Source organism: Mesorhizobium sp. M0040, assembly GCF_040323505.1.
Taxonomy (GTDB): domain Bacteria; phylum Pseudomonadota; class Alphaproteobacteria; order Rhizobiales; family Rhizobiaceae; genus Mesorhizobium.
On the sequence record NZ_JAMYVA010000061.1, the window covers coordinates 1 to 26,262 of the forward strand.

At 63.2% G+C, this 26,262-nt stretch carries 32 protein-coding genes and 3 pseudogenes; 17 read left to right on the top strand and 18 right to left on the bottom strand.

All coding sequences use genetic code 11. The annotated features are described in order from the left end of the window. A partial coding sequence (gene groEL / locus NKJ91_RS29620) for a chaperonin GroEL (RefSeq protein WP_352458357.1) occupies positions 1-1,116 on the top strand: 1,116 nt, incomplete at its 5' end. A 93-nt stretch (positions 1,117-1,209) separates the two neighbouring features. Here the strand turns inward: groEL and NKJ91_RS29625 are convergent. Then, entirely contained in the window at positions 1,210-1,809 is a 600-nt protein-coding gene (locus NKJ91_RS29625; protein ID WP_352458358.1) for a TetR/AcrR family transcriptional regulator, read from the bottom strand. A gap of 96 nt (positions 1,810-1,905) precedes the next feature. Between NKJ91_RS29625 and NKJ91_RS29630 the strand changes: the two genes are divergently transcribed. From NKJ91_RS29630 to NKJ91_RS29640, 3 genes are all read left to right on the top strand, one after another. Continuing rightward, positions 1,906-2,916, top strand: a complete 1,011-nt coding sequence (locus NKJ91_RS29630; RefSeq protein ID WP_352458359.1) for a zinc-dependent alcohol dehydrogenase family protein — start codon at positions 1,906-1,908, stop codon at positions 2,914-2,916. Positions 2,917-2,992: 76 nt separating this feature from the next. After that, the gene (locus NKJ91_RS29635) at positions 2,993-3,412 is read left to right on the top strand and encodes an OsmC family peroxiredoxin (protein ID WP_352458361.1); all 420 of its coding nucleotides are present in this window, start codon (positions 2,993-2,995) and stop codon (positions 3,410-3,412) included. Positions 3,413-3,428: 16 nt separating this feature from the next. Next, positions 3,429-3,815, top strand: a complete 387-nt coding sequence (locus NKJ91_RS29640) for a nuclear transport factor 2 family protein (protein WP_352458362.1) — start codon at positions 3,429-3,431, stop codon at positions 3,813-3,815. Positions 3,816-3,841: 26 nt separating this feature from the next. Here the strand turns inward: NKJ91_RS29640 and NKJ91_RS29645 are convergent, their stop codons facing one another. Together NKJ91_RS29645 and NKJ91_RS29650 are read right to left on the bottom strand one after the other, a co-directional pair. Beyond that, complete coding sequence (locus NKJ91_RS29645) at positions 3,842-4,453, bottom strand: LysE family translocator (RefSeq protein ID WP_023677602.1); 612 nt, start codon at positions 4,451-4,453, stop codon at positions 3,842-3,844. A gap of 86 nt (positions 4,454-4,539) precedes the next feature. Next, positions 4,540-4,959 carry a nuclear transport factor 2 family protein gene (locus tag NKJ91_RS29650; RefSeq protein ID WP_352458363.1) on the bottom strand — a complete coding sequence of 140 codons (420 nt, stop codon included), beginning with the start codon at positions 4,957-4,959 and terminating at the stop codon, positions 4,540-4,542. A 221-nt stretch (positions 4,960-5,180) separates the two neighbouring features. On the opposite strand from NKJ91_RS29650, the pseudogene NKJ91_RS29655 reads away from it, so the two are divergent. Next, a pseudogene (locus tag NKJ91_RS29655) lies at positions 5,181-5,623 on the top strand (cupin domain-containing protein); the annotation flags it as partial. Between the two features lie 123 nt (positions 5,624-5,746). Further along, on the top strand, positions 5,747-6,052 hold the full coding sequence (locus NKJ91_RS29660; RefSeq protein WP_352458382.1) for a helix-turn-helix transcriptional regulator: 306 nt from the start codon (positions 5,747-5,749) through the stop codon (positions 6,050-6,052). Positions 6,053-6,089: 37 nt separating this feature from the next. Here the strand turns inward: NKJ91_RS29660 and NKJ91_RS29665 are convergent, their stop codons facing one another. The 7 genes from NKJ91_RS29665 to NKJ91_RS29695 form a co-directional block, all read right to left on the bottom strand. Beyond that, positions 6,090-6,428 (bottom strand): YkgJ family cysteine cluster protein, encoded by a 339-nt coding sequence (locus NKJ91_RS29665; RefSeq protein ID WP_051406159.1) that lies wholly within the window; start codon positions 6,426-6,428, stop codon positions 6,090-6,092. A 50-nt stretch (positions 6,429-6,478) separates the two neighbouring features. Then, positions 6,479-6,643, bottom strand: a complete 165-nt coding sequence (locus tag NKJ91_RS29670; RefSeq protein WP_023722752.1) for a hypothetical protein — start codon at positions 6,641-6,643, stop codon at positions 6,479-6,481. Between the two features lies 1 nt (position 6,644). Beyond that, positions 6,645-7,052, bottom strand: a complete 408-nt coding sequence (locus tag NKJ91_RS29675; protein WP_292664441.1) for a hypothetical protein — start codon at positions 7,050-7,052, stop codon at positions 6,645-6,647. Continuing rightward, positions 7,052-7,279 (bottom strand): hypothetical protein, encoded by a 228-nt coding sequence (locus tag NKJ91_RS29680; RefSeq protein ID WP_023677608.1) that lies wholly within the window; start codon positions 7,277-7,279, stop codon positions 7,052-7,054. Before NKJ91_RS29680 ends, NKJ91_RS29675 begins: the two co-directional genes overlap by 1 nt. 330 nt (positions 7,280-7,609) lie before the next feature. Continuing rightward, positions 7,610-7,819, bottom strand: coding sequence for a cold-shock protein (locus NKJ91_RS29685; RefSeq protein WP_010915421.1), 210 nt, complete (start codon positions 7,817-7,819; stop codon positions 7,610-7,612). 437 nt (positions 7,820-8,256) lie between these two features. Further along, positions 8,257-9,048 carry an SDR family oxidoreductase gene (locus NKJ91_RS29690; protein ID WP_352458364.1) on the bottom strand — a complete coding sequence of 264 codons (792 nt, stop codon included), beginning with the start codon at positions 9,046-9,048 and terminating at the stop codon, positions 8,257-8,259. A gap of 66 nt (positions 9,049-9,114) precedes the next feature. Beyond that, complete coding sequence (locus NKJ91_RS29695; protein WP_352458365.1) at positions 9,115-9,576, bottom strand: RidA family protein; 462 nt, start codon at positions 9,574-9,576, stop codon at positions 9,115-9,117. Between the two features lie 97 nt (positions 9,577-9,673). On the opposite strand from NKJ91_RS29695, the gene NKJ91_RS29700 reads away from it, so the two are divergent. Next, positions 9,674-10,525 (top strand): LysR family transcriptional regulator, encoded by an 852-nt coding sequence (locus tag NKJ91_RS29700; RefSeq protein ID WP_352458366.1) that lies wholly within the window; start codon positions 9,674-9,676, stop codon positions 10,523-10,525. A 19-nt stretch (positions 10,526-10,544) separates the two neighbouring features. Here the strand turns inward: NKJ91_RS29700 and NKJ91_RS29705 are convergent, their stop codons facing one another. Both NKJ91_RS29705 and NKJ91_RS29710 read right to left on the bottom strand, forming a co-directional pair. Next, positions 10,545-11,300, bottom strand: a complete 756-nt coding sequence (locus NKJ91_RS29705) for an SDR family NAD(P)-dependent oxidoreductase (RefSeq protein WP_352458367.1) — start codon at positions 11,298-11,300, stop codon at positions 10,545-10,547. Between the two features lie 83 nt (positions 11,301-11,383). After that, positions 11,384-12,052 carry a glutathione S-transferase family protein gene (locus tag NKJ91_RS29710; RefSeq protein ID WP_352458368.1) on the bottom strand — a complete coding sequence of 223 codons (669 nt, stop codon included), beginning with the start codon at positions 12,050-12,052 and terminating at the stop codon, positions 11,384-11,386. Positions 12,053-12,202: 150 nt separating this feature from the next. On the opposite strand from NKJ91_RS29710, the pseudogene NKJ91_RS29715 reads away from it, so the two are divergent. Then, positions 12,203-12,381 (top strand): annotated as a pseudogene (locus NKJ91_RS29715) (CsbD family protein). A 67-nt stretch (positions 12,382-12,448) separates the two neighbouring features. On the opposite strand, the gene NKJ91_RS29720 reads toward NKJ91_RS29715, so the two are convergent. Further along, complete coding sequence (locus tag NKJ91_RS29720; protein ID WP_352458369.1) at positions 12,449-13,579, bottom strand: metallophosphoesterase; 1,131 nt, start codon at positions 13,577-13,579, stop codon at positions 12,449-12,451. Between the two features lie 119 nt (positions 13,580-13,698). Here NKJ91_RS29720 and NKJ91_RS29725 point away from each other — a divergent pair, with 119 nt between their 5' ends. Next, a complete protein-coding gene (locus NKJ91_RS29725) occupies positions 13,699-14,031 on the top strand; it encodes a hypothetical protein (protein ID WP_352458370.1) in 333 nt (110 codons plus the stop codon). After that, entirely contained in the window at positions 14,006-14,278 is a 273-nt protein-coding gene (locus NKJ91_RS29730) for a hypothetical protein (RefSeq protein WP_352458371.1), read from the top strand. The genes NKJ91_RS29725 and NKJ91_RS29730 overlap by 26 nt, the downstream gene beginning before the upstream one ends. Before the next feature lie 49 nt (positions 14,279-14,327). Here the strand turns inward: NKJ91_RS29730 and NKJ91_RS29735 are convergent, their stop codons facing one another. Beyond that, on the bottom strand, positions 14,328-14,939 hold the full coding sequence (locus tag NKJ91_RS29735) for a TetR/AcrR family transcriptional regulator (protein WP_352458372.1): 612 nt from the start codon (positions 14,937-14,939) through the stop codon (positions 14,328-14,330). Between the two features lie 150 nt (positions 14,940-15,089). Between NKJ91_RS29735 and NKJ91_RS29740 the strand changes: the two genes are divergently transcribed. From NKJ91_RS29740 to NKJ91_RS29760, 5 genes are all read left to right on the top strand, one after another. Then, positions 15,090-15,872, top strand: coding sequence for an NIPSNAP family protein (locus tag NKJ91_RS29740; RefSeq protein ID WP_352458373.1), 783 nt, complete (start codon positions 15,090-15,092; stop codon positions 15,870-15,872). A gap of 113 nt (positions 15,873-15,985) precedes the next feature. Beyond that, the gene (locus tag NKJ91_RS29745; protein ID WP_352458374.1) at positions 15,986-16,744 is read left to right on the top strand and encodes an SDR family NAD(P)-dependent oxidoreductase; all 759 of its coding nucleotides are present in this window, start codon (positions 15,986-15,988) and stop codon (positions 16,742-16,744) included. 269 nt (positions 16,745-17,013) lie between these two features. After that, the gene (gene fumC, locus NKJ91_RS29750; RefSeq protein WP_352458375.1) at positions 17,014-18,411 is read left to right on the top strand and encodes a class II fumarate hydratase; all 1,398 of its coding nucleotides are present in this window, start codon (positions 17,014-17,016) and stop codon (positions 18,409-18,411) included. A 128-nt stretch (positions 18,412-18,539) separates the two neighbouring features. Further along, a complete protein-coding gene (locus NKJ91_RS29755) occupies positions 18,540-18,962 on the top strand; it encodes a DoxX family protein (RefSeq protein WP_352458376.1) in 423 nt (140 codons plus the stop codon). A 144-nt stretch (positions 18,963-19,106) separates the two neighbouring features. Next, positions 19,107-19,520, top strand: a complete 414-nt coding sequence (locus tag NKJ91_RS29760; RefSeq protein WP_352458377.1) for a DoxX family protein — start codon at positions 19,107-19,109, stop codon at positions 19,518-19,520. A gap of 14 nt (positions 19,521-19,534) precedes the next feature. Here NKJ91_RS29760 and NKJ91_RS29765 read toward each other — a convergent pair whose 3' ends face one another. Genes NKJ91_RS29765 through NKJ91_RS29775 form a run of 3 tightly spaced genes read right to left on the bottom strand, consistent with a single transcriptional unit; the run spans position 19,535 to position 23,946 of the window. Beyond that, positions 19,535-20,164 carry a hypothetical protein gene (locus NKJ91_RS29765; protein WP_352458378.1) on the bottom strand — a complete coding sequence of 210 codons (630 nt, stop codon included), beginning with the start codon at positions 20,162-20,164 and terminating at the stop codon, positions 19,535-19,537. Between the two features lie 48 nt (positions 20,165-20,212). Then, on the bottom strand, positions 20,213-21,745 hold the full coding sequence (gene ppx / locus NKJ91_RS29770; protein WP_352458379.1) for an exopolyphosphatase: 1,533 nt from the start codon (positions 21,743-21,745) through the stop codon (positions 20,213-20,215). Beyond that, positions 21,745-23,946: an RNA degradosome polyphosphate kinase gene (locus tag NKJ91_RS29775; RefSeq protein WP_352458380.1), complete on the bottom strand. Its 2,202-nt coding sequence runs from the start codon at positions 23,944-23,946 to the stop codon at positions 21,745-21,747. The genes ppx and NKJ91_RS29775 overlap by 1 nt, the downstream gene beginning before the upstream one ends. A gap of 149 nt (positions 23,947-24,095) precedes the next feature. Between NKJ91_RS29775 and NKJ91_RS29780 the strand changes: the two genes are divergently transcribed. After that, on the top strand, positions 24,096-24,341 hold the full coding sequence (locus tag NKJ91_RS29780) for a zinc-finger domain-containing protein (RefSeq protein WP_254820632.1): 246 nt from the start codon (positions 24,096-24,098) through the stop codon (positions 24,339-24,341). Between the two features lie 19 nt (positions 24,342-24,360). After that, entirely contained in the window at positions 24,361-25,593 is a 1,233-nt protein-coding gene (locus NKJ91_RS29785) for an FAD-dependent monooxygenase (RefSeq protein WP_352458381.1), read from the top strand. A gap of 214 nt (positions 25,594-25,807) precedes the next feature. Here NKJ91_RS29785 and NKJ91_RS29790 read toward each other — a convergent pair. Then, positions 25,808-26,101 (bottom strand): annotated as a pseudogene (locus tag NKJ91_RS29790) (DUF2459 domain-containing protein); the annotation flags it as partial. Positions 26,102-26,262 lie beyond the last annotated feature (161 nt).

The following is a 26,262-nucleotide window of genomic DNA, read 5'->3' on the forward strand; positions in this document are numbered from 1 at the left end:
AAGACCGCCGAGACCGAGCTTGAAGTCGTTGAAGGCATGCAGTTCGACCGCGGCTATCTCTCGCCCTACTTCGTCACCAACGCCGAGAAGATGGTTGCGGATCTGGAAGACGCCTACATTCTTCTCCACGAGAAGAAGCTCTCCAACCTGCAGGCCATGCTGCCGATCCTCGAGGCCGTCGTGCAGACCTCGAAGCCGCTGGTCATCATCTCGGAAGATGTCGAAGGCGAGGCCCTGGCCACGCTGGTCGTCAACAAGCTGCGCGGTGGCCTGAAAATCGCCGCCGTCAAGGCGCCGGGCTTTGGTGATCGCCGCAAGGCCATGCTGGAAGACATCGCCATCCTCACCGGTGGCCAGGTCATTTCCGAAGACCTCGGCATCAAGCTCGAGAATGTCGGCCTGAACATGCTCGGCCGCGCCAAGAAGGTGTCGATCTCCAAGGAGAACACCACCATCGTCGACGGCGCCGGCAAGAAGGCCGAAATCCAGGGCCGCGTCGCCCAGATCAAGCAGCAGATCGAGGAGACCACCTCGGACTACGACAAGGAGAAGCTGCAGGAACGTCTCGCCAAGCTGGCGGGCGGCGTTGCCGTCATCCGCGTCGGCGGTGCGACCGAAGTGGAAGTCAAGGAAAAGAAGGACCGCGTCGATGACGCCCTCAACGCGACCCGCGCGGCCGTCGAAGAAGGCATCGTTCCCGGCGGCGGCGTCGCACTGCTGCGCGCTTCGCTGAGCATCAAGGCAACCGGCGCCAACTCCGACCAGGCCGCTGGCATCAACATCGTGCGCCGCGCGCTGCAGGCTCCGGCCCGCCAGATCGCGGCCAACGCCGGTGCGGAAGCATCGATCGTTGCCGGCAAGATCCTTGAGAACAAGGGGGCAACCTTCGGCTACAACGCCCAGACCGGCGAATATGGCGACATGATCGCCATGGGTATCGTCGATCCGGTCAAGGTTGTGCGCACGGCTCTGCAGGACGCGGCCTCGGTCGCCGGCCTGCTGGTCACCACCGAAGCCATGATCGCGGAGGCTCCGAAGAAGGAGTCGGCTGGCGGCGGCATGCCTGGCGGCATGGGCGGCGGCGGCATGGGCGGCATGGGTGGCATGGATTTCTAATCCAGCCAATCTCGCAAGCTTACGGAAAGGGCGGCAGCGATGCCGCCCTTTTTGTTTGCTTCATAGCGGGCTGCCCCGGCTCAAGCGGCGATATCAATGCACCGCGGCAGCGGCACTCTTGGCCGGCAATGCCCCCTCAATCAGCGCCGCGACCTCATCGGCTACCGCCAGCACCGGGGCGCGGTCGTGGGTGGCGCGTGCGATCACCATCAGCCCTTCCAGCGATGATTCGACCAGCAATGCGAGCGCGTGCGCGCGGCGCTCGGGCACCCCTGCCCTGACGAAGGCCGCCCTGAGCAAGCCTATCCATTGCTCGAAGGCGGACCGGCACAACTCGGCCAGTTCCGGCATGTCGATCGGCGAGTCCAGCACCACGGGCGCGATCGGGCAACCGAGCGTGAACTGGTTGTCCTCCAACATGCGCGCGACCGACTGGTAGATGTGGTGGACGGCCACCGCCGGGTCCTTTTCGGCAGCGAGCGCGGCGTCCAGCCTCTGCGTCACATCGGCGACGCTGTCGCGCGTCACCTCGATGACCAGCTGATCCTTGCCGCCCGGAAAGTGAAAGTAGAGCGAACCTCTCGGTGCGCCTGAGGCGCTCAAAATATCGTTGAGCGACGTGCCGTGGTAGCCGCGCTGCCTCAGCAGCAGCCCGGTCGTCTCGAGTATGCGGGTGCGGGTGTCGTTCGCCATGTCAACCTCTGTCAGGAGTGAGCATTATAGGCCTTGCCTCGAATATGACAATCGGTCTACATAATATGTAGATCAGTCTACATATTAGAGAGGCAAATGCGCAATTATCGTCTTGAAGGAACCTGCGGGACCAAGTGCCTGGTGATGCGCGACGAGGCGCAGCCGACGCCGAAGCCGCACGAGATCGTCGTGCGTGTCCGCGCCACCGCGCTCAACCGCCGCGATACGATGATCCTCAACGGCACCTACCCGCTGGCGCCGCGCCAAGGCGTTATCCCGCTGAGCGACGGCGCCGGCGAAGTCGTTGCCGTCGGCGAGGCCGTCACCCGCCTTGCCGTCGGCGACCGCGTCACCGGCAGTTATTTTGCGCGCTGGATCGATGGCCGCATCAATGCCGGTCTGATCGACCAGCTTGGCTGCACGCTGGACGGGATGCTGGCCGAATACGCCGTGCTCGACGAGCAATGGGCGGTGCGGCTTCCCGATCATCTCGACTGGCATCAAGCGGCGACGCTGACCTGCGCCGGCCTGACCGCCTGGAATGCCGTGACGGCGGCCGAAATGCCGAAGCCCGGCCAATGGGTTCTTGTCATCGGTTCAGGTGGCGTCGCGCTGTTTGCGCTGCAATTCGCCAAGCTGCTCGGCTGCCGTGTCGTGGCAGTCAGCTCGCGCAACGAGAAGCTGGACCGGCTGCAGGCGCTGGGCGCCGACCTCGTCGTCTCGACCGCCGACATGCCGGAATGGGGTGCTGCGGTACGAGAGCAGACCGGCGGCATCGACCTCGTCGTCGAGACCGGCGGCCCGCCGACCTTCGCGCAATCGATGATCGCTTGCGCGCTTTACGGGCGCATCGTGCTTCTCACCATACAGGATGCGACAGGCGGGACGGTGCAGATCCCCGGCCCGGTCTACCAGCGCAGCCTCGCCACCATCAGCCGCCTGTTCGTCGGCAATCGCACCAACCTCGAAGCCATGCTGCGCGCCATCTCGGTGCATCGGCTTAAGCCTGTCATCGACAAGGTGTTCGCCTTCGACGAGGCCAACGACGCCTATCGCTATTTCCAGCAAGGCGACGTCTTCGGGAAAGTGGTCGTCGACAGCGCCTGACTGGTCCGCCCCAAAATCTGATCGACCCCTCAAATCAAAGGAGAGACACAATGACCATTCGTGAAGCAGAGGCCCAATGGCAGGATCGTTGAAGGAAGGTTCGGGCCGGCTGAAGCTCGGCAGCGGCGTCTTCGAAGGCGCCTACTCGTTCCCGTCGCGTTTCGAGAACGGTCCCGGCACCAACCCCGAGGAATTGATTGCGGCGGCGCATGCCGGCTGCTTTTCGATGGCGCTGAGCGCCGTCCTCGGCCGCGAAGGTTACACTCCCGCGCGCATCCACACGATCGCGAAAGCGCATCTCGGCGCCACCGCGGCCGGACCGACGCTGACCCGTATCGAGCTGGAGACCGAGGCAAGCGTCGCCGGGCTGGCGGCGGGGGAGTTCGAGCGGCTGGCGCAGACGGCCAAGGAGAGCTGCCTCGTGTCGCGGGCGCTGGCCGGCGTCGCCGTGATCACGCTCAAGGCCCGCCTCGTCGAAACCGCTACCGATCACTGAAGGGAAGGAATATCCAATGACACAGGAACTCGTCCTCGACATCGCCGCGGCCAAACGCTCCGCCGAAACGGCCGAGATCATGCGGCGCTACAACGACGCCTTCCAGCGCCACGACCCGTCGGCGCTCGACGATCTGGTGGCGGAAGATTGCGTGATCGAGAACACCACGCCGGCCCCGGACGGCGCCCGCCGCATCGGCAAGGGCGCCTGCGTCGAACTGTGGTCGGCGATCGCGACCGGACCCGGCACGCGCTTCGACATCGAAGAAACTTTCGTCGCCGGCGACCGGGCGACGATCCGCTGGCGCTACTGGATGGCCGACGGCAATTCGCTGCGCGGCGTCAACCTGATGCGCGTGGCGGACGGGCAGATCGTCGAGGCCATGGGCTACGTGAAGGGTTAGGTTGGCGCTGCCCGCGATCTTCCTGTCTACCGGTCCGCCAGCGCCAGTTTGGCGCCGAGCATGACAAAGGCACCGGCGAAGGTGCGGCGCATCCAGGTCAGCACCTTTGGCCGCGACACGACATGGCTGCGGATCGACGCGGCAAAAATGCCATAGCCGACAAAGACCACGAAGGTGAGCAGCATGAAGATGCTGCTGAGCTCCAGCATTTTCGACAGCGCATGCGGTTCGGTGGTGCTGACGAATTGCGGCAGGAAGGCAAAGAAGAAGATCGACAGCTTCGGATTGAGGATGTTGATGAGGATGCCCGAAGTGATCACTTTGCCGGCCGAGCGCGGCGCGACATTTTCTTCGACGCTCAGGCCGCCCTTCTCCTTCAGCGTGTTCCAGGCCATGTAGAGCAGGTAGGCGACGCCGAGATATTTCAGCGTCTCGAAGGCGACGGCACTGGTATGCAGCAGTGCCGCGAGGCCGGTGATGGCGGCCGCCATGTGCGGAATGATGCCGAGCGTGCAGCCGAAAGCGGCAATGATGCTGGCGCGCGCACCACGCGAAAGCCCGGCGCTCAGCGTATAGAGAACGCCGGTGCCGGGCGAAGCCACGACAATCAGCGACGTCAACAGAAATTCGATGCTCACGGATGGTCTCCCGGTGCTGGCCCTGCCGCCGGCAGCGTAATCAGCGAAACGTGCGGGCACAAGCCAACCTGAGAGCCTATGCGCATTCAGATCATGCTGTTGGCGTGCATCTTGCTATCGGCAATAGGCTGCCGAACTTCCCAGTGTTCGACCAGCTTGCTGTCCTTCAGCCTGAAAATGTCGACGATGGCCAAGCCTTCCTCCTCCGGTTCGCGTTTTGCGTGCATGTGCACGATGACGAAATCCCCTTCGGCAAAAATCCGCTTCACCTCTCCCTTCACGAGGGGAAATGACTGTTTGAGCTGCTGCAGATAGGCTTTGAAGCCTTCCGCACCATCCGCAATGTTCGGATTGTGTTGGATGTAGCGTTCGCCAAAATGCATCGAAGCAGCTTCGATGTTGCCTTGGTTTACTGCTTTGTCGATGAAGTCCAGGACGATCGCCTTGTTGGTCTCGAGCGAATTATGGATCTTGGCTGGAACTGGATTTGATGGTTCGTCACGCATGTTTTTGCTCCTTCAGGTGCCAGCTGCTGCCTGTTGTGGACAGGAGCGTCCGCAGGCCCGGCCGACATTGCCAACATAATCAGCCACGCTTGTGAGATGGTCGATATGCTATTCGCCTGGATTCTTATCCAATCGTCTAATATCGTCTGGTTCATTGTCGGAGGATGGTTCTCATGGACGCCTTGTCCGAACTTCTTGCTTCGCTGCGATTTGGCAGCGCCATGATCGGCAGCGCGACCCTGCATCGGCCATGGGGTATTTCAGTCGATCCGACAAGGAATGCCGCCATCCACGTCATACAGAACGGCGAATGCTGGTTGCGGCTGACTGGTCAAAAAGAGCCGATCCGCTTAGGCGAGGGAGATGTCATCCTTGTCGCGAGCGGTATCGGGCATGCCCTTTGCAATCCGGCGGATGCACCGACGGCATCGATATCCGCCGTCCTTTCCGCAAATCGGCGCGGACTGGAACCGAAAGCGAGAGCGGCGCGACAACTCTTCTTTGTGCGAGATATTCACTCGACGGCGTCGGGCCATACCCGATGGTTTCGCTGCTTCCTCCGCTGATTCATTTGACCCGGAATCAGATCGACACCAGCGAGCCGCTGCGGCTTGCCCTGGAACTTCTGCGGGTCGAAGCGAAAGGCGATCTCGGCGGCCACGACATTGTCGCCCCACGCCTTCTCGACAGCACGTTGATCTTCTTGTTGCGTGCCTGGATCGAACATCAGCCACTCGGAACAGGGGGATGGTTTGGCGCCTTGCGCGACAAAGGCATTGCGCAGGCTTTGCGCCTGATCCACGAGCGGCCGGGCAATCCCTGGACCATCGCTTCTCTTGCCCGCGGCGCAGCACAGTCCCGGGCCACCTTCGCGCGTCGCTTCGCTCAACTGGTAGGACAGCCGCCGCTGTCCTATGTGACCCGGTGGCGGATGAACCTTGCCGCCAAGGCTCTGCGGGAAACGAACCAGAACATTGGCGAGATCGGGCGCGCCGTCGGATATGAATCGGTGCCGTCGTTCTCGCAGGCATTCAAACGATTGACCGGACGATCGCCCGGCCTCTACCGCAGCGACTTTCGCGCATCTGATTGACGAAATTCAAACTGAGACGCCAGCCCGAGGGCCGTCATTACAGCGTCGGCAGACCGTGAGCCCGACGCGCGATCAGGCAGTCGTCATCGCCCGGCATGCAGGCGCGGCAGACGTCGGGGCGGATGTCGTAGATGCCGCAGGCCGTTGACTTGCCGACCTCGCCGCACAGTGCCGAACAGCGCGCGCCGTCGCAGCGCATACCGGCTTCGTCGGCAGCCACGTATTTTTGCGGGATAAGGTCGAGCTGCGCGTCATCCTCGGTGGAGAAGCGCGGCCATCTGGACGAGTAGGCGCAGCAGGCGCCACAGGTCTGGCAATCGAAGGCAATCGGACCGGCGCCCTCTTGTGGCGACGAAAACTCCTCTGCGACCGCCAGGGCAAGCAGCCTTGGCGCAGATTTCCGGTCGGCATTTTGCTGCAAGGGCGCTATTTCTTCTTGGGCTTGCGCGGCGGTGCTTCCGCCGGCGACCTGAACAGATCGGTGCCCGCTTCGGCGGCTTCGCCGGTTTTTGGCGCGGCCGCCGGCTTGGCCGGCTTCACGGCGGCAGCAGGCGCTGCCGGCTGGCCCTTGGCGGAAAACTTGATTGCCATATCAATCCTCGTCAGAGAAACGCGATGATGGCGCATTCGGATTGCGAAGGCGGCCAATGAGCGCCGAAACGGCCGTGATGTTCATTTCTTCGGGCGACCAGTTCCTGGCTTCCTCGATGTGCCGGGGCGCCAGCTCGCGATGCGTGCTGCCGCTGTAGGCGGCATCCTGAAAAGTCACGCGCTCGCGGGTCTTGGCGTTTTCCCGGACGTATTCGATCAGATAATTGGGGCATTCGGCACGACCGCGCACGCCGAGCCGAACCTGGGCATCGCCGTGGACACGCCTGCAGCGCTCGAGCTTTTCGAGCACGCGCCGGACATATTCGACCGGCTTGTCTAGTTCGCCCACGACATCGGCGATGGTCGAATCTGCGGCGATCGCCTTTTGAGGCACGCGTTTGGTGGCCATCAGCGTTTGCCTGCGCGTTTCGGCGAGGCCGCGAGCGCAACCGCCGCCGCCATGTCGTCGGCTTCCTTCTCCAGGCGCAATTCGCGCAGCCGCGCGGTCTTGGCTTCGCGGGCCTGGCTGACGGCATCCCGTTCGGAATTGATGCGGTCGAGCGACATCGACTGGGTCCGCGTCTTGCTGAAAATGGATTCGGCCTGGTCGCGGGGTTTTTTTGAAGTTGCGGTCAAGGTCTTTCTCCCGGTTCGGAGCACGCCGCCGAAAAGTGGCGAGACTGGTCTTTCGGCCAGGATCCCGCACAAAGCAATACGGCAGCCGGTTTCAAATTGCTGGAACGTCCTTAGCACGTCCGGGCCGTCGAGCAGCGCTCTTTCGGCGGTCGAAGCGCAAAAATGAAAAAGGCCAGGCACCGCCTGACCTTCCATAAGAGCGCCTGCGCATCCCGAAAAACGCGCAAAGAAACGTTCTTCTCAATGCACATGATCCCGCGATCATGCGCTGGAATTTGCCATTCACCGGTGCCAGTACATCCGTGATCACCGGTGAGGCTTAATTCCGTTTTAGGCCGCCTTCAACTGGTCGGCGGACATCTTGCCCGACTTGTTGTCGCGGACCATCTCGTAGCCAAGCTTCTGGCCCTCGACGATGTCGCGCATTCCGGCGCGCTCGACGGCTGAGATGTGGACGAAAACGTCGGCAGAACCGTCGTCAGGCTGAATAAAACCAAAACCTTTGGTGGCGTTGAACCATTTAACTGTGCCTGTACTCATAACGAACCCTTTCCATGGCAAATATTCGTTCGCCGTCATGCGGATGCACAACAACGTTTGTCTCGATTTTGATGGGGGAAGTTCGCCAAAGGCGCGCCTAAGCACGCGGATAACAAAAGTCGGTCAAACAAATATCGACAAAATTCTTATAGACTTCTTTGCGCGTTGTGTCAATTTTTTTGATTTGCCACACTCGCGGAGACGCGCGGCGGCGGCCCGCGCCAGCACATCGGACGGCGAAAGCCGGGCTATTGCCCGCCGAAAAAACCAATCAGCCGGGAACCATTTTGGCGCCGGGGCATTCTTTCGGTGTCGAAAGCCGTTCTTGAAAGAGCGATCTTGAGAGAGGCGGACGACAAACAGGACGCCCCCGCGCAGATAAAAGGCACGAGGGGCGTTCCTGTGATGCGACCATTCGCGCCGCTGCACCCTGCCCCTCACAGCATGGCCCGGCTGAGCCCGCCATCCACCGGCAAAGCCACGCCGGTGATATAGGCGGCGTCGTCGCTGGCCAGGAATGCGGCAACCGCGCCGAATTCGGCGGGGGTCCCGTAGCGCTTTGCCGGGATTTCGGCCTGACTCTCGGCGGCGATCACAGCAGCGTCCACACCCGTGTCGGCGGCGTCCATCGCGTCGAACTGTTTCGTCCGGTCCGTCGCAAAACGGCCAGGCAGCAACAGGTTGACGGTGACGCCGTCCGCCGCAACTTCGCCGGCCAGGGTCTTGGCCCAGCCGGCAAGCGACGCACGCAACGCATTCGAAGCGGTGAGGCCGGGGATCGGCTCGCGGACGGACGTGGAGGAAACGGCGATGATGCGCCCCCAGCGTCGCGACCGCATGCCTGGCAGGAAAGAAATGGCGATACGCATCTGGCTTAGCACCATGCTGGTGAACTGCTTCTCCCAGACGCTCGCATCGAAGACGCTGGCCGCGAAGGGCGGCGGGCCGCCGCCATTGAGCAGGACGATGTCGATCCGCTGATGCTCGTCCTCGATGGCACGGATCAGCCGGGAGACGCTGTCGTTATCGGAAAGATCGGCGCTGAAGGTCGAGCAGACGGGGCCGGCGGACTCGATCGCGCGCCGCGCCGCATCCAGGGTCTCCTCCCCTCGTCCGACCAGGATGATCTCGGCGCCTTTCGCCGCGAGCACTTCGGCGACGCCGAAACCGAGGCCCTTGCCTCCTCCGAGAACCAGCGCCTTCCGCCCCTCAAGATTTGTACTTATCAAGCCAAGCCCCCTCTGGTTTCACTGCGCACTCCCGGATAAGCCCTGATTGCATGCTTTGGGCGTGCATCAGCGGACATGCACAATGGCGTCGGCTTCGACCGGAACATTGGCCGGCAAGCCGGCCATGCCGAGCGAGCAGCGGGCATGCTCGCCACGCTCGCCGAAAACATGGAGCAGAAATTCGGATGCTCCGTTGCCGACCTCCGAATAGGCCGCAAAGCCGGCCGCCGCGTTCACATAGACGGTCAGCTTGGCGAATTTCACGACGCGGTCGAGATTGCCGTCCAATTCCTTGTCCAGCCAATAGACGATGTTGGCCGCGCAGAGCCGGGCGGCGTTCCGCGCCGTGGCCAGATCGATCTCTGCGCCAACCTGGCCGATCGCAGCGATCTCCTGCCCGATCTCGGGGATCTGACCGGAGACATAGACGATGTCGGCGACCCGAGCCATCGGCGAGAACGGCAAAGCAGGCCGATCGAGCGACGGCCAGGCGACACCGAGCTCTTCAAATCTTCTTCTGTAGGACAAGGTGGCTGCTCCTGTTTTCGTTGGCGCGAGCGGACCTTGAATTCAGATCGGGCTTTCGGATAGCCTGATAGTGCTGACACAGCTATCAGGAATTCTTATGACTGGAGATATCGACGTCAGGCTCCTGCGCGCCTTCGTCACCGTGGCCGATACGGGAACGGTGAGCCGGGCGGCCGATCGACTTGCCCGCACGCAGGCGGCGGTGAGCATGCAGCTTCAGCGCCTCGAGGGCGAAGTCGGCGCCGAGCTGCTGCGCCGCTCGCCGCGCGGCGTGACGCTGACCGAGGCCGGCGAGATCCTGCTCGCCTTCGCCCGCAAAGCCATCGCGATCGGTGACGATGCCAGGCGCGAGATAGAAGGCCGCAAGCTGGTCGGCCGTGTCCGGCTAGGCATCGTCGAGGATTTGGCGGTAACGCGGCTGCCGTTGATCATCGCCGACTTCCGGCGCCGGCATCCTTCCGTGGAGATCGAGCTGACGTCGGCCAGCAGCAGCGATCTCAGCAAGTCGCTGGGCGAAGGAAAATGCGACATCGTCATGGCCGATCCGGCGCGCTTCACAAAGGCGCCGCGAGGCCATCTGTCACGACAGCTGGTCTGGGCGGCAAGCCGCATGATCGAGATCGATGACGAGGTTGAGCTTCCGCTGATCATCTTCGAAGGCGCCTGCTCCTGGCAGGACAGGATGCTGGCTTCGCTCGCCGAGGCCGGGATCGGCTGGAAGATCGGCTGCCGCGTGTCGACTTTCGCGACGCTGATCTCGGCGCTGAGGGCCGGGCTTGGCATCGGGCTTCTGCTGCAGGAAGGACTACCGCCCGACTGCCAAAGCCTTAACGGACGCTTCAACCTACCGCCGGCGCCGATGGCGGATTTCGGCGTCTACCTCGCGAGGGACCCGTCGCGGCTGGTCGAGGAGTGTGGCGATTTCCTGCGGGCGGGATTTGAGGCGTAGCGAAAATATCTGACGCCGTTCACCGTTCCTGGTCGGTCGGGCGGATGACGATCTCGTTGACGTTGACGTGTGCCGGCTGGCTCACGGCATAGAGAATGGCCGCGGCGATGTCCTCGGCGGTCAGCGCCTCCATGGCGGCGAGCCGCTTGTCCAGATCGGCCTTGAACGCCGGATTGGTGATGTGGTCGCCGAGCTCGGTGCGCACAAGGCCGGGCTCGATGACGGTGACGCGAACCTTATCGGCATAGACTTCGCGGCGCAGCGATTCGGAAAAGCCGACGACGCCGAACTTGGTTGCGGCATAGCCGCTGGCGCCGGGATTGGCGACGCGTCCGGCGATTGACGAGACATTGACGATGTGCCCCTTGGCGGACCTGAGATGCGGCAGCGCCGCCTTGGTGACGCCCATCAGCGCCAGCAGGTTGAGCTCGATCATGCGGCGCCAGTCGTCGAGCAACGCCTCGGCGGCCGGCGACAGAAGCATCACCCCGGCATTGTTGACGAGGATGTCGAGGCGGCCCCATTCGGTGACAACCTTGTCGACCATGGCGGTGACATCGTCGTTGCTGGTGACGTCGGCCTCGATGCGGAGCGCAGCGCCGCCGGCCTTTTCGATACGCGCGGCCAGCGCTTCGAGGCGATCGGCGCGGCGTGCGGCAATCGCCACCTTTGCCCCGGCGGCCGCGAGCGCCGCAGCGGTTGCCTCGCCGATGCCCGAGGAGGCGCCGGTGACAAGTGCGACCTTGCCGGCCAGTGCGGAAGAAACAGATGTCATTGTGAAGTCTCGAAAGCCCCTGCCCGAGCTTCAGATAGGCCGTAGGCCGCGAAGTGGAAGACCAGCTTGCCGGTTGCTCGGCTCTACTCGTCTGGCCCGGGCTCCGGCCAAGGCTCTTTCGCCGCCTCGGCATACCAGTGGCGCATCGCCGGCATTGAAAGCACGGCGTCGACATAGGCGCGGGTGTCGGCAGCCAGCGTGCCGCCATAGGTGTCGAAGCGGGTGACGACCGGCGCGTACATGGCATCGGCCGCGGTGAAACGGCCAAACAGAAACGGCCCGCCTTTGCCGTATTTTTCGCGGCATTCGCGCCATAGCCCTTCGATGCGCGCCCGTTGCGCCTCACCTTCGGCGTCGAGCGGCTTGTGGCCTTTCGGCCGGCGCAAATTCATCGGCCAGCCATAGCGGACTTCGCGAAAGCCCGAATGCATCTCTGTCGCCGCCGAGCGGGCCAGCGCACGGGCGCCGATATCGGCCGGCCAGAGCTTTTTCTCGGGAAACAGCTCAGCGAGATATTCAAGGATGGCAAGGGTTTCCCAGACGATCCGGACCTCGCCATTCGGCAGCCGATGGTTCAGCACCGGCACCTGGCCGGTCGGCGATATCCTGGCCAGATTGGCCGCGGTCTCGGGCGTGCGCAGGCGCACAAAACCCTCCTCGAACGGAATCTCCAGATGCTTCATCGCCAGCCATGGCCTCAGCGACCAGGACGAGAAGCATTTGTTGCCGATGAAGAGCGTGAATTCAGCCATTATCCCTCTCCGGCCCTGTCTGCTCGGGCTTTCTGGCACACCCTATCCCGCCCGCTTTGCGGCCGGAAGCCGGCCCAAATCGACCGGCCGAACCCGGAACCTAAGCGATCGGCAACCGTTTCCCTGGGCGAACGGTTCAGGAGATGCGCGATGGTGAACAAGGATCAGGTGGCAGGCGTCGCCAAACAAGCCAAGGGCTCGGTCAAGCGAGCCGCCGGCAAGGCCACCGGCAACAGGCGGACCGAGGCCGAAGGCGACGTCGACAAGGCCACCGGCAAGATGCAGAAGCTTACGGCGACGTGAAGGACAAGGTGAAGAAGGCGCTTTGAGCGCTGACCCTTCGCAGACCAGGAAAAAGGCGGTTCGGCCGCCTTTTTTTGCGCCCTCTCTTATCCGTCAGAAACTCAGGCTTTTGCTGTACGCATTGGTGAAGGTGACCTCGCCATGATCTCCGGCGGCTTCGCCCAGCACCACATCCATGCTGTTTCCCGTCACCCGCGCCAACGCAAAGCCGCCCATGAAGGCGGCCTTCGGCTTGAACAAGTCGAGCCCGTCACGGTGGTAGATCATCGGCGTCGCGTGCTGGTGGCCATGGAAGATGCCGACGACGTTGTAACCCTTCAGCACAGCCAGCAGCGCCTGCCTGTCCGCTTCGCTCCACCAATGCGGTGGACCCGTGCCATTGTCGTCAAAGGTTCTTTCGGCGGCGTCCCATCTTTCGATCGAAAAAGTATCCCAGCCATAATGCTGGAACAGGATGACCGGACGGCCGTCGCCGGCATAGGTCGCCAGGTCCTGCTTCAGCCATGGCAGGCTGCTGGTGGCGCCATGGCCGGTATCGCCGGCAAAACGGTGCGTCTGGACAAGATGCAGACCGCCCCAATCCCATGAATAGCAGTCGGTCGCGACGTCGTAGTTAGTCGCCGGCGCAGGCGGCTTGAAGAACACGCCGGGGCGGTGGTTGACCTCGACGTAGTCGCGCATTTCGCGGCGATACCAGTCGACATGCGAGCGCGGGCCGTTCTGGTCGAGGTCGTGGTTGCCGAGGCCGACATAGACCGGCATGTGAACGCGGTCGGGGCCGACGCCTTGCTGGTAGCGCTGGCTGAACTGAAGCAGCTGCGTACCCTCGCTGGGCTGGGTGATCTGGCCGCCGCCATCATCGGTGATGTCGCCGCCAACGACGAGGCCGAGCGGCGTGCCGATGTTGCCCGTCGAGCGCAGGCCGGTGGCAACGCCATCGATTTCGGCCGGCCATTGTCTGTCGCCGACGCCGTTGAGCGCAGCGACGTTGCGCAGCAAGGCGGCGTCGGTCTTGCCCTCCTGCTCGCAATGCGGGCTCAATCCGTTCGCCGTGCGGCAGGCGTGGACATCAGCGATAAACAAGAAGGTGGCGTCGATGGGCGGGATGCGCTGCCCGGTCTGGCCGAAGGCCGGGCGCGAAACGGCGCCGGCCGCGGCAACGACCGCTGCCTTCATCAGGAACCTGCGCCGGGAAACCGGCCGGGCGGAAATGCGACGCATCATGCGCTAAAATTCAGCACGACGCGGACCGGCAGTCCAGTTGCTCGCAAAGTGTGTCGACACGTTCCCCCAGGTCTGGCATTGCTTTCGGCATTCAACTTGCGCGGGCAGAGGAGGACGCCATGAACACTGCATCCATCGGCATGACAATGGTCATTCTGGCGGTGACGAGCGCAGCGCAAGGCGCCGAGTGCATCGACGCCAAATCGGCCAAGGCCGGCTTCATTCTCGAAAGGCCTGGCATCCACAGCGAATTTCGTCCGGCGGCGGGCGGAATGGTTGCCGTGGCCAACAAATACCAGTCGCAATCGCCCCAGTCGCAGTACCTGTTCGGCGGGCTGATCGAGGTGTTTCGCGACAGCAGCACGGGGCCCGTTTTCCGATCTCAGGAAGGTGTTCCCGCTGAAGGCGGGGGCCAAGAGCAAGATCGTGTTTGCCCGCCTCGCGCCGAATAAGCCGCCGAAGGGCACCGAGACGCTGGAGATCAACATCAAGGGCAAGGAGACGTTCAGCCTGGGTGAATGCAAATACTCCGTGCTCGCGGTCAAGCAGACGATCAGGAGCGAGGCCGGCGAGATGCGGGACGAGTTTACCGCGCTTTACGCACCCGACCTGCAGGCAGTTGTGGCCAGGCGCTATGACGAGGGCACCAGTGCCGAAAGCGTGGTCGGCTACGAGCTGATCAAGCCGCTGCCGAATTAAGAGCTCGGCCTCCCCGCCTCGGTCATAGTGAGCGACTGTCCTGCCGGCGTCAGAGGGCTCTGTGCAGTATCCTGCTACGTCGCCTCGTTCCTGTTTTGGAAGACATAACTCCCTGCTCCAACGCCATCAGGCAGTCACGCAGCACGCCTGCGTCCTGTGCTGTCTTGGCCATCGACATGGCGCCGGAATAGCTGGCGACGGCGAGCGCTGCGAAGCGCTGCGGATCGGTACCTAGCTCCCGGCCCGCCTGCTGGTCGGCGCTGATCTTGTCGGCGATCGCCTGACGCCAGGTAGAAAAAATGCCGGCAAGGGCAATGCGGAAATCCGGATCGGCAAGCGACAGTTCATGCGCCAGGTTGTTGAGCGGGCAGCCGCGCACGAAACCCTGCTGCTCCAGCTCCGCCGCGACGGCCGCGAACACGGAGCGCACGCCCTCGCGCGCTGAGGGAGCCATCCGCACCGGCGCGATCCATGTCTCTTCTACGGCGGCGGCGACCCGCTCCTCGATCACTGCGAGCGCCAGCGCCTTCTTGGTTGGGAAATGGTGGTGCAGCGCGCCGCCGGTGACGCCCGCCGTCGCCATCAGGTCGCCCATGCTGGACGCATGATAGCCGCGTACCTGAAACGCCTCCTCGGCGACATCGAGCACCTTTTTGCGCATGCCTTCGGGGTCGTTGGTGCGTTTTTGAGCCCGCGACTTTGGGCGAGCGGTTATCTCTGCTGACATCTTCACACGATAGCAGATTGACAAAACAGGACAACCGGTCTGTTTTGTAAAACAGGATGACTGTCCTGTTTTGGAGCTCGCGCGATGAACCTGCCTTTGAACGCCATACCTAATCCCGATCTGCTCGCCTCGCCCGTCGTCGAACTCAGGCAATACACGCTGAAACCCGGCCGGCGCGAGACGCTGATCGGCATCTTCGACAATCACCTGATCGAGGGCCAGGAAACCGCGGGGATGACCATCATCGGCCAGTTCCGCGATCTCGACCGGCCGGATATGTTCGTCTGGCTGCGCGGCTTCGACGGTATGGAAGCGCGGAAAAACGCTCTGACCGCCTTCTATGACGGGCCGGTCTGGGCTGCCTGGCGCGACGCCGCCAACGCCACGATGATCTCATCCGACGACGTGCTGGTGCTGAAGCCGGCTTGGCCAGGCGCCGGCCTAGACCTCTCGGGATCGAAACGAGTACCCCAGTCGGACCCCGAAGAACCAAGCGCAAGCAGTGATTTGCAGGCAATTGTTGTCATCAGGATTCATTATTTGCAACCTGGCCTGGAAGCCCGTTTCGCCAATGACTTCCAGACCGCGGCCCTTCCGGTGCTCGCCGCATTTGGCGCGTCGCCGCTCGCCGCCTTCGTTACCGAACATGCCGAAAACAGCTTTCCGCGGCTGCCCGTGCGGGCCAGCGAAAACGTCTTCATCAGCATCACCGGTTTCGCCAGCGCCGATGCACATGCCCGCCACGAGGCAGCCTTGGCTGCCTCCCCGGAGTGGCAAGTGTTCGAGCAGAGCGTCCAGTCACGTATGGCCAAGCCGACTGAGACTTTGCGGCTGTCGCCAACCTCACAATCGCTGCTTGGGCGGTGAGACGAGGCGAAGTTTCATACGCTGGGATAGGCAGGCGACTTGACCCCGAGTGCAGGCAGCGCTGCTCTGGGGTTCATGCCGCCGGCGGAAGGCGGCACGTGCGGGAGTGTTGGATGAGACTAGGCGGCAAACGGGCACTGGTCACCGGTGGCTCGGACGGGATCGGGCTGGCAATCGCCGAGGCGTTTTTGCGCGAAGGCGCGGACGTGCTGATCGTCGGCCGCGACGGCAAAAAACTCGACGCCGCCCGCAAGCAGCTCGGGGATAATGTCGGAACGCTTTCGGCCGACCTGTCGGCCAGCGCCGGCATCGATGCCGTGGTCGAGCATGCCAGGCGCGGCCCACCTGTCGATATCCTCGTCAACAATGCCGGCGTAGCGTTCCTTGTGCCGTTCGAGACCGTCAGCGAGGACCAGTTCCAGCAGTCGTTCGCGCTCAACGTCACGGCCGTATTCTTCCTCACCCAACGGCTGTTGCCGCATCTTGCGCCGGGAGCGGCTTCGGTGATCAACATCTCGTCCTATTTCGCGCACAAGAAGATCCCGAAGCGGCCGTCCAGCCTCTATTCGCTGTCGAAGGGCGCGCTCAATTCGCTGACCAAGTCGCTCGCCTTCGAGCTCGGGCCGCGCGGCATAAGAGTCAACGCCATCGCGCCCGGCACGGTCGACACAGCGATGCGGCGCAGGTCGATCGAAAACCTGCCTGAGGCCGCGCAAGCCGAGCTCAAGGCCTATGTCGAGCGCAGCTACCCGCTCGGCCGCATCGGCCGAACCAGCGACCTTGCCGGCATCGCGGTCTATCTCGCCAGCGACGAAGCGGCATGGACCAGCGGCGGAATCTTCGCCGTGGATGGAGGATACACGGCGGGGTGAGGAGAGCGCGCTCTTCATTCTCCCCTTGCGGGAGAAGGTGGCCGAGCGAAGCTCGGTCGGATGAGGGGTGCTGGACGGATCGCCGACGCCTCGTTTCTTCCAACACCCCTCATCCGGCTCGGCGCTACGCGCCGATCCACCTTCTCCCGCAAGGGGAGAAGGAAAGGCGCACCTTCAACCGATTTGCATTCCCGTCACCCGCAATCTCCGCTTGAAGGCATTTGTGCAACGCGATACGCCGTTTGCAAATTGCAAACCGGAGAGACTTCGTGAGCGCGCCAGAGACCAGAACCGAAACCGACACGTTCGGTCCCATCGAGGTCGCCGCCGACCGTTACTGGGGCGCGCAGGCGCAGCGTTCGCTGGCCAATTTCAAGATCGGGTGGGAGAAACAGCCGGCCTCGATCGTGCGGGCGCTGGGCATCGTCAAGCGGGCGGCCGCCGAAGCCAACATGGAGCTGAAGCGGCTCGATCCGGCAATCGGCAAGGCCATTATCGAGGCCTCCCAGGAGGTCATCGACGGCAAACTGAACGAGCATTTCCCGCTGGTCGTCTGGCAGACCGGCTCAGGCACCCAGTCCAACATGAACGCCAATGAGGTGATCTCCAACCGGGCGATCCAGCTTTTGGGCGGCGTCATGGGGTCGAAGAAGCCGGTGCATCCCAACGACCACGTCAATATGAGCCAGTCGTCGAACGACACCTATCCGACGGCCATGCACATCGCCTGCGCCGAGCGCATCATTCACGACCTGCTGCCGGCGCTGAGACATTTGCATGCGGCACTCGACGCCAAGACCAGGGCTTTCGCCCACATCGTCAAGATCGGCCGCACCCACACCCAGGACGCCACGCCGCTGACGCTTGGCCAGGAATTCTCGGGCTATGCGGCTCAGGTCGCCTCGTCGATCAAGCGCATCGAGATGACCCTGCCCGGCCTGCAGGAATTGGCACAGGGCGGCACCGCGGTCGGCACCGGCCTCAACGCGCCGGTCGGTTTTGCCGAAAAGGTGGCGTCGCGCATCGCCGCGATCACCGGCATCGATTTCGTCACCGCGCCGAACAAGTTCGAGGCGCTGGCCGCGCATGATTCCATGGTCTTCTCGCACGGCGCCATCAATGCCTGCGCGGCGGCGCTGTTCAAGATCGCCAACGACATCCGCCTGCTCGGCTCGGGCCCGCGTTCGGGCCTCGGCGAATTGTCGCTGCCGGAAAACGAACCGGGCTCGTCGATAATGCCTGGCAAGGTCAATCCGACACAATGCGAGGCGATGACACAGGTTTGCGTGCAGGTGTTCGGCAACAATGCGGCGATCAGCTTCGCCGGCAGTCAGGGCCATTTCGAACTCAACGTCTACAATCCGCTGATGGCTTATTGTTTCCTGCAGTCGGTCCAACTGCTGGCCGACGCTTCAGTGTCGTTCACCGACAATTGCGTCGTCGGCATCGAGGCCCGCGAAGACAACATCAAGGCAGCACTCGACCGTTCGCTGATGCTGGTGACGGCGCTTGCGCCGACGATCGGCTATGACAACGCCGCCAAGATCGCCAAGGCGGCGCACAAGAACGGCACCACGCTGCGCCAGGAAGTGCTGGCCACCGGGCTGGTCAGCGAAGCCGATTATGAGCGGCTGGTGCGGCCGGAGGACATGACGCACCCAGGGTAAGTTGATCGCGAAAACGTTACCTGAGTGAACAATCCGTAACCAATCTGACGTCTTTGGTGAACAGTCGGACTGCGCTAAGTGGACGGATATCCCAAGCCTTTTAGCCAAACCCTTCTGGAGAGTTACGCATGTCCACCAACACTTCGTTTGCCGGTTCCGGCACCGCTTCCGGCGCCTCGGGCGCGATCCTGCTCGGCCGCATCCTGCTTTCGGTCATCTTCCTGCTTTCCGGTTTCGGCAAGCTGACGGCCATTGCCGGCACCGCCGGCTATTTCGGCAGCCTCGGCCTGCCGCTGCCGATGGTGACCGCCATTGTCGTCGGCCTGATCGAGTTGCTTGGCGGTCTCGCCATCCTCGTCGGCTTCCAGACCCGGATCGTCGGCTGGGTGATGGCGATCTTCACCGTCGCCACCGCACTGGTTGCCCACACCGGCTGGGCCGATCAGATGCAGATGATCAATTTCATGAAGAACGTCGCGATTGCCGGCGGCTTCCTCGTGCTCGCCTCCTCGGGCCCCGGCGCCTATTCGATCGACGCAAAGCGCGGCTGAAGCAGTCCAGCATTGCTTGGACAAAAGGGGTGCGGAATTTTCCGCGCCCCTTTTTCGTTGTCGGTTTGTGCCCTTCGGTCCGCTGACGGAAAACCTGCTAAGATCGGGCGCCAGGCCAAGCGGCCGTCGATAACGGAGGTGAAGATGCCCCGCAATTCGCTGCTTCTGCTTTCCCGATTGCTGCTCGCCGCGCTATTCGTTCCGTCGGGCTTCCACGCGCTTACCGACATTGCCGGCACATCGGGCTATTTCGCCGGCCTCGGCCTGCCGCTGCCGACGCTCGCTGCCTGGGGCGCCGGGCTGTTCGAGCTGATCGCCGGGCTGCTCATCCTCGTCGGCTTCAAGACGCCGATCGTGGCGTTGCTACTCGCTGCGTTCTGCATCGCGGCGGGCTTCATCGGCCACTATGGCCAGGGTGGCGACGATCCGACGCTGACCTTCATGCATTCACAGATGCTGATGAAGGACATCGCCACTGCAGGCGGTTTTCTGGCGCTGGCAATGGCCGGCGCGGGCGCCTATTCGTTCGATGGCCGGGCGTTTGGGACCCGCGCCTGAGCAAGCCACCCGGTTTAGTTGGTGTCCAGAACAACAAATTTTGCGAGACGGCTTACATTGACGGGCACCGACGCCAGGGCGCTGTAGTAGCCCATCCGCCCAACGCCGATGTACAGACAAAGCTGCTGTTTTTCTACCGCTGCAGCCACCCACTGCGATCCGAAGTCGTTTGGGTCCCAAACGTAGTTTCGAAGGTTGCTATCTATGGCGACATATACATAACCATCTGATTGAATCAGTTCTTTTCTCTTGAGATACGGCAACAGATCGACTCGACCAAAAATGGGCTTGATCGATCCGCCAATGTTCTGAGCCCTGTCGGAAAGAGCTTGGTCAATACCTCTTGAACATGGCTCGAGGCGTGAGAATAAATCGCTCTTCGAGAGGGATTTCATGAGCTTGAATATGTCGGCGCTCGGCTTGAACACGAAGTAGTTTATTTTCTCTCTGTTTTTGGGTGCGCGAAGCAATCTATGAAAATTGAACGGCGTTCTGACGCCCGGCTCTTTGGGATAATGTCGATCCAGATCGAACGTCCCCTTGGCCACGACGGACAGGGTGTACAGCGTCTGGGCACTGGCGGTGCCCGCGAAGAGGACGAAGATCCCCACAACCAACAGCTGAAGAACCTGCCTGGATTTCACGGCGTTTCCCTTCTTTCCTCAACTGTCGCGACGCGATAGCGCGGGCCTCTATTTGACAGAAACGCTAGGCCCGCCCTCGACTGCCAGCACCAGCCGGCGGTTGGTGACCCGTGCCAGTTGTGCCAGCCGGCCGGCGGGCCGCTCGCCGTAAAGATCGGCCAGCGCTGCTGGCAGCACCAGCGCGAGCACGCCATTGCCGCGGTTTTCCCATTTCAGTCGCGGCATGACGCCGGGCATTGCCGCGCTCAGCAAATAGACGACGCGCAGCAGCGCGGCCAGCACGCGGGCCCGTTCGAGATAGCGCGGTGTCGCCAGCCCGCGGATTTCCGGAGCGGCTTCATTGAACACGCCCTCGTGGCGAAACAGGCTGACAAGCGCCAGGAAGGCGCGGCCGGGATGATCGACGCCGATGAAGGAGGCGTGGGCGATGATGTTGAGCGATTGCTTGCCGCGATATTCGGGATGGGCACGCCAGCCGATATCGGCGAGCAGGCAGGCGGCGTGGCGGTAGCGCGCCTCGTCCCTGGTTTCGTCGATGCCGAAGGCAGCGAAGGCCTTGCCGGTCCACTCGACAAGCTCATGCGCGTGGTCGACCGAGCGCGAGCGCAGGCGGGCAAGCTCTTCCGCCGCCGAGATCAGCGGATCGGCTTTCTGCTCGGCCTTGTCGAGCAGCGAATAGAGAAAGCCCTCGCGCACGCCCAGCGCCGACACGATGATCTTCGACGGCTGCATCGCCGCCATGATCTCCTGCAGCACGATGGCGCCATAGGGCAGCAGCGAGCGGCGGTTCTTGGAGATGCCCTCGATGCCTTTGACCTTGTCGATCTCGGCTTTGGCGACCTGCCGGAGGAAGTTCGCGGCGCTTTCGATGCCGATCTCGTAATGGTGCATGACGCCGAGCGGGTAGTTGGTCATTTCCATGTGCAGCCGGGCGAGGTTTCGCCAGGTGCCGCCGACCGTGTAGAACGCCCTGCCCTGCCCGCCCTTCAGCAATTTCGCCCGCGCCAGTTGCTCGCGCGTGATCCTTGCCGCCTGGGTCAGCGAGTTCTTCGCCATGTCCTGCAGGCGCAGGCCGCCCAACGGCAGCGTGATGCCGTCACCGATCGTCTCACCGTCAATATCGATCAGCTCGAGGCTGCCGCCGCCAAGATCGCCGGCGATGCCGTTGGCCGGATGGAAACCGGAAATGACGCCGAGCGCCGAATAATGGGCTTCCTCGCGGCCGCTCAGCACCTGGATCTCGGTCTTGAGCACATCCTCGGCGCGGTGGATGAAGTCGGGGCCGTTGACGGCCTCGCGAGCGGCGGCGGTCGCCAGCACATACATGCGCTCGGCGCCGGCCTGGTCGGAGAGCGCGCGGAAGCGGCGGAACTCTTCCATCGAGCGCGTCACCGCCTCGGGATCGAGTTTTCCGGTCGAAACGATGCCGCGGCCGAGGCCGGCCAGCATCTTTTCGTTGAACAGCAAGGTCGGCGAGCGCGCCAGCCCTTCATAGATAACAAGACGGATCGAGTTCGATCCGATATCGATGATGGACAGCGGTCGGCGGTCCTGGAGCCGGCCCTGGGACGCTGAAATCATCAGCCCGTCGCTGCGTTCTGTTTCTTGCGGCGTTTGAACTGCGCGATGCGCTTGGGCGCATGCGACTTCAACGCATCGCCCCGTCCGGACAGGCTCGGATTGGTCATGAAATATTCCTGCGCGTTGAACGGTTCCTCGCCCTCTTCCAGCACGACGCGCCGGGAGGTTCCGTCAGCCAATACGTCGAAACTTTGCTGGTTGTCCATGATGTTGCCGAGCATGATCTGGCCGAGCACCTGTTCGTGCACAGTTGGATTGGTGATCGGCACCATGGTCTCGACGCGGCGGTCCAGATTGCGCGGCATCAGATCGGCCGAGGAGATGTAGACGATCGCCCCGTCCGAGGGCAGGCCGTGGCCGTTGCCGAAGCAATAGATGCGGCTGTGTTCGAGGAAACGGCCGACGATCGATTTCACCCTTATGTTCTCCGACAGGCCGGGCACCTGCGGCCTCAGGCAGCAGATGCCGCGCACGACGAGATCGATCTCGACGCCGGCGCGGCTGGCATCATAGAGGGCATCGATGATGATCGGGTCGACCAAGGCGTTCATCTTCATCCAGATGCGGGCGGGCCTGCCCTCCAGCGCGTGACTGATCTCGTCCGAAATGTGCTTGAGGATGCGGTCGCGCAGCGTGAACGGCGATATGGCCAGCCGCATCTGCTCGGCCGGCTCGGCATAGCCGGTGATGAAGTTGAACAGCTGGGCGACATCGCGCGCGATCGTCGGGGCCGTGGTGAAGAAGGACAGGTCGGTGTAGATGCGCGCGGTGACCGGGTGGTAGTTGCCGGTGCCGAGATGCACGTAATTGCGCAGCCTGCCATCCTCGCGGCGCACGACCAGCGACATTTTCGAATGGGTCTTCAGTTCGAGGAAGCCGAAGACGACCTGGACGCCGGCGCGCTCGAGGTCGCGGGCCCAGCGGATGTTGGCCTCCTCGTCGAAGCGCGCCTTGAGCTCGACCAGCGCGGTCACCGACTTGCCGGCCTCGGCGGCGTCGACCAGAGCGCGCACGATCGGGCTGTCGTTGGAGGTGCGATAGAGCGTCTGCTTGATCGCCACCACTTCCGGATCGGCCATTGCCTGGCGCAGGAACTGCACCACGACGTCGAAGGATTCGTAGGGGTGGTGGACGATGATGTCCTTCTCGCGGATCGCCGCAAAACAATCGCCGCCATGCTCGCGGATGCGCTCGGGGAAGCGCGGATTGTAGGGCGTGAACTTCAGATCGTCGCGGGCGACGGCGACGATCTCCGAGATCTGGCTGAGCGCCAGCGGACCGGTGAGCACGCTGATGCGGCTTGCCGAAACGCCAAGCTCGCCGGCGACGAAGTCGCGCAGTTCGGGCGGCATCAGCCGGTCGAATTCGATCCGGATAACCGAGCCGCGGCGCCGCCGCTTCAGCGCCGTCTCGAACAGGCGCACCAGATCCTCGGATTCTTCCTCGACCTCGATATCGCTGTCGCGGATGATGCGGAACGTGCCGGAACCCTTGACCTCGTAGCCCGGGAACAGCTTGCCGATATAAAGACCGACCGCCTCCTCGAGCGGGATGAAGCGGACATGGCGCTTGCGATCCGGCAAGCGGATGAAGCGCCTCAGCGCCACCGGCAGGCGCAAAAGCGCGCTCATTTCCTCGCCGTTCTTACGGTGGCGCAATTGCAACGCCATCGAGAAACCGAGATTGGGAATGAACGGGAACGGATGCGCCGGGTCGATCGACAGCGGCGTCAGCACCGGAAATACCTGCTCCTGGAAATGGTCCTCGAGCCAGATCTTCTCGTCCTTGCTCAGCGCATCGCGGGTGATGCTCTCGATGCCTTCCTTGTCGAGCAGCAGCATCAGCGCCGAAAGGCTTTTCTGCTGGTCCTCCTGCAGGCGCTCGACCTCGCGCAGCAATTGTTCAAGCTGCTGCTCGGGCGTGCGTCCGTCCGGGCTCTTCAGCACGATGCCCTCGCGCACCTGGCCGGCAAGACCCGCAACGCGGACCATGAAGAACTCGTCGAGGTTGGCGGCCGATATCGACAGGAAGCGAACACGCTCGAGCAGCGGATGATTGGCGTTCAGCGACTCTTCGAGCACGCGCCGGTTGAATTGCAGCCAGGAAAACTCGCGGTTGACGAAGCGGTCGGGATTGCCGCCTTCGCGGCTCGCCGCCTCGACGGTGATGAATTCGTTCTGCACCGGCTTCAGTTCGTTCATGGTTTCCGCTCTTCCCACACCGTTCGACGACCATAGCCTTAACCGGCTTAACTTATCCTCTGACAGGCTTTTGCGACAGTTTCATTTCATCGATCTTGCAAAGAGACGGGTTATGATCCAGATGCAATCGACAAGATCAGGAGACGACGATGGCAGGCGGTTCCATTCCCCATTTCCAGAACGATGCGGGCTATCCGGCAATCGACATCGGCGTCAAGGAATTCATGTGCACCGGCGCCAATCCGCCTTTCGACCACCCGCATGTATTTCTCGACATGGGCGACGACAATGAAAAAGTCTGCCCGTATTGCTCGACGCTCTATCGCTATTCGCCGAAGCTGAAGGCGTTGGAAACGCAGCCGCCGGGCTGCCTTTATATCGACCAGGCCGCCTGATTCTTCCGCGACAAACCTGATGCAGGAAACGCAGTCCCGGCAGGTGGTCATCGCCGGGGCGGGCGTCGCCGGGCTGACCGCGGCACTGGCCTTCGCCGAGCGCGGCTATCGGATAAAACTGTTCGAACAGGCGCGGCACCTCGAGGCTGCCGGCGCCGGTATCCAGCTTTCGCCCAACGCGACGCGCATCCTACGGCAGCTCGGCGTACTCGATCGGCTGCTGGCGACGGCGGTGCGGCCCGAGGCGGTCGTGCTCAAGGATGCCGCCACGCTGCGCAAGCTGGCGCGCGTACCGCTTGGCCAGGCGGCCGAAACGCGCTGGGGAGCGCCCTATCTCGTTGCCCACCGCGCGGATCTGCAGTCAGCGCTGATGCAGCGAGTTTCGGAGCAGCCCGGTATCGATCTGCTCGCCGGCGCGCGGGTGACCGACATCGCAGCCGGATCGAAAGGTGTTACCGTCACTGCATCGGCTGATGGCGACACGGTCGAGGCTGGCTGTCTGCTGATCGGCGCCGATGGCGTCTGGTCGTCGGTGCGAGAAACGCTTGCCCGCAACGCAGCCGATTTCCGGAGAAGCCGGTTTTCGGGCGAGCTTGCCTGGCGCGCCACGGTGGCCGCCGACAGCCCCGCCGGACAAACCTTTGCAGCGATCGGTGCGCCCGATTGCGTTACTGCATTCCTCTATCCCGGCTTCCATATGGTCGCCTATCCGGTCAGTCGTGGCACTGCCTTCAACCTCGCCGCCTTCACTGGGGGCGAGCGCATCGCCGAGGGCTGGTCGGGGCATGCCAACCCCGCCAGCCTCGCCAGCGCCATGCGCGGTACCGCGCCGGCGCTGGTCCGTCTGGCGAGCGAGGCGGCGCCGTGGATGGCATGGCCGATCCACATTGTCGAGCAGCGGCGGTGGACGACGCCGGAAGGCATCGCGCTGACCGGCGATGCGGCGCACGCGATGACGCCGTTTGCCGCACAGGGCGCGGCGATGGCGATCGAGGACGCGGCGACGCTTGCCGGCTTCGTTGCCGCTTCGCCGTCCGATCTTGAGGGGGCGCTTGCCGCCTGGGAACAGGCGCGGCGGCCGCGCGTCGCCCAGGTCGCCCGCCGCGGCGCCGTCAATCGCCTCGCCTGGCATGCGGCCGGGCCGGTGGCGATGGCCCGCAACCTGTTCCTGGCGATGCGCTCGCCCGAAAAACTCGCCGCCGATCTCGACTGGCTCTATGGCTGGCGGGCGTTGGACGATGGCGCGCGATGATACGCACGACAGGCTGGTGGGACAGTGCCCCTCTCTGTCCTGCCGGACATCTTCCCCACTTGGGGGGATTGGCCATCACATTGGCTTTCGCCAATCTTCAAGGTTGCACGACCAGCAAGGCGCCGAAGCCGCTAATCTCCCCCCTCGTGGGGAAGATGTCCGGCAGGACAGAGGGGGCGCGAAGGATCGCGGCGCTGATCAGCCGGAACCCTCTTCAATTGTAAAGCCGCATCGACAGGCCGAGCGAGGCCGGCAGCGGATTCCACCAGCCGGTGCGCAGCCCGGCCGTGCGCAGTGCCGCCGCCGTCCAGGTGTTGCAGCCGATCAGCGCGTTGAAATGACCATTGGCTTCGAAGAACCGATCGAAGCGGGAATAGGCCGCACTCTCGATCGGGATGGCCCCGTTCGGCCCCTGCCGGAAGCTTGCCGCAATGTAATCTAGCTGCGCCGTAAACCGCTCCTCGCCGATGTCGAAGCCAGCGACGTCGCGATGCGGCTCGGCGATGTCGGGGAGCGTGGCATTGCTGGCCGACACGATCCATAACATCGGCGATGCGACCACGGCGTGTAGCAGCTAAGTTAAAATGTCCGGATCTGGCAAAGTAGGAATGTCGCTCCTGCCTTGCCAATCTGCCCGCATTTGAGAGCGCGGGAGATTGCAGATTGGGA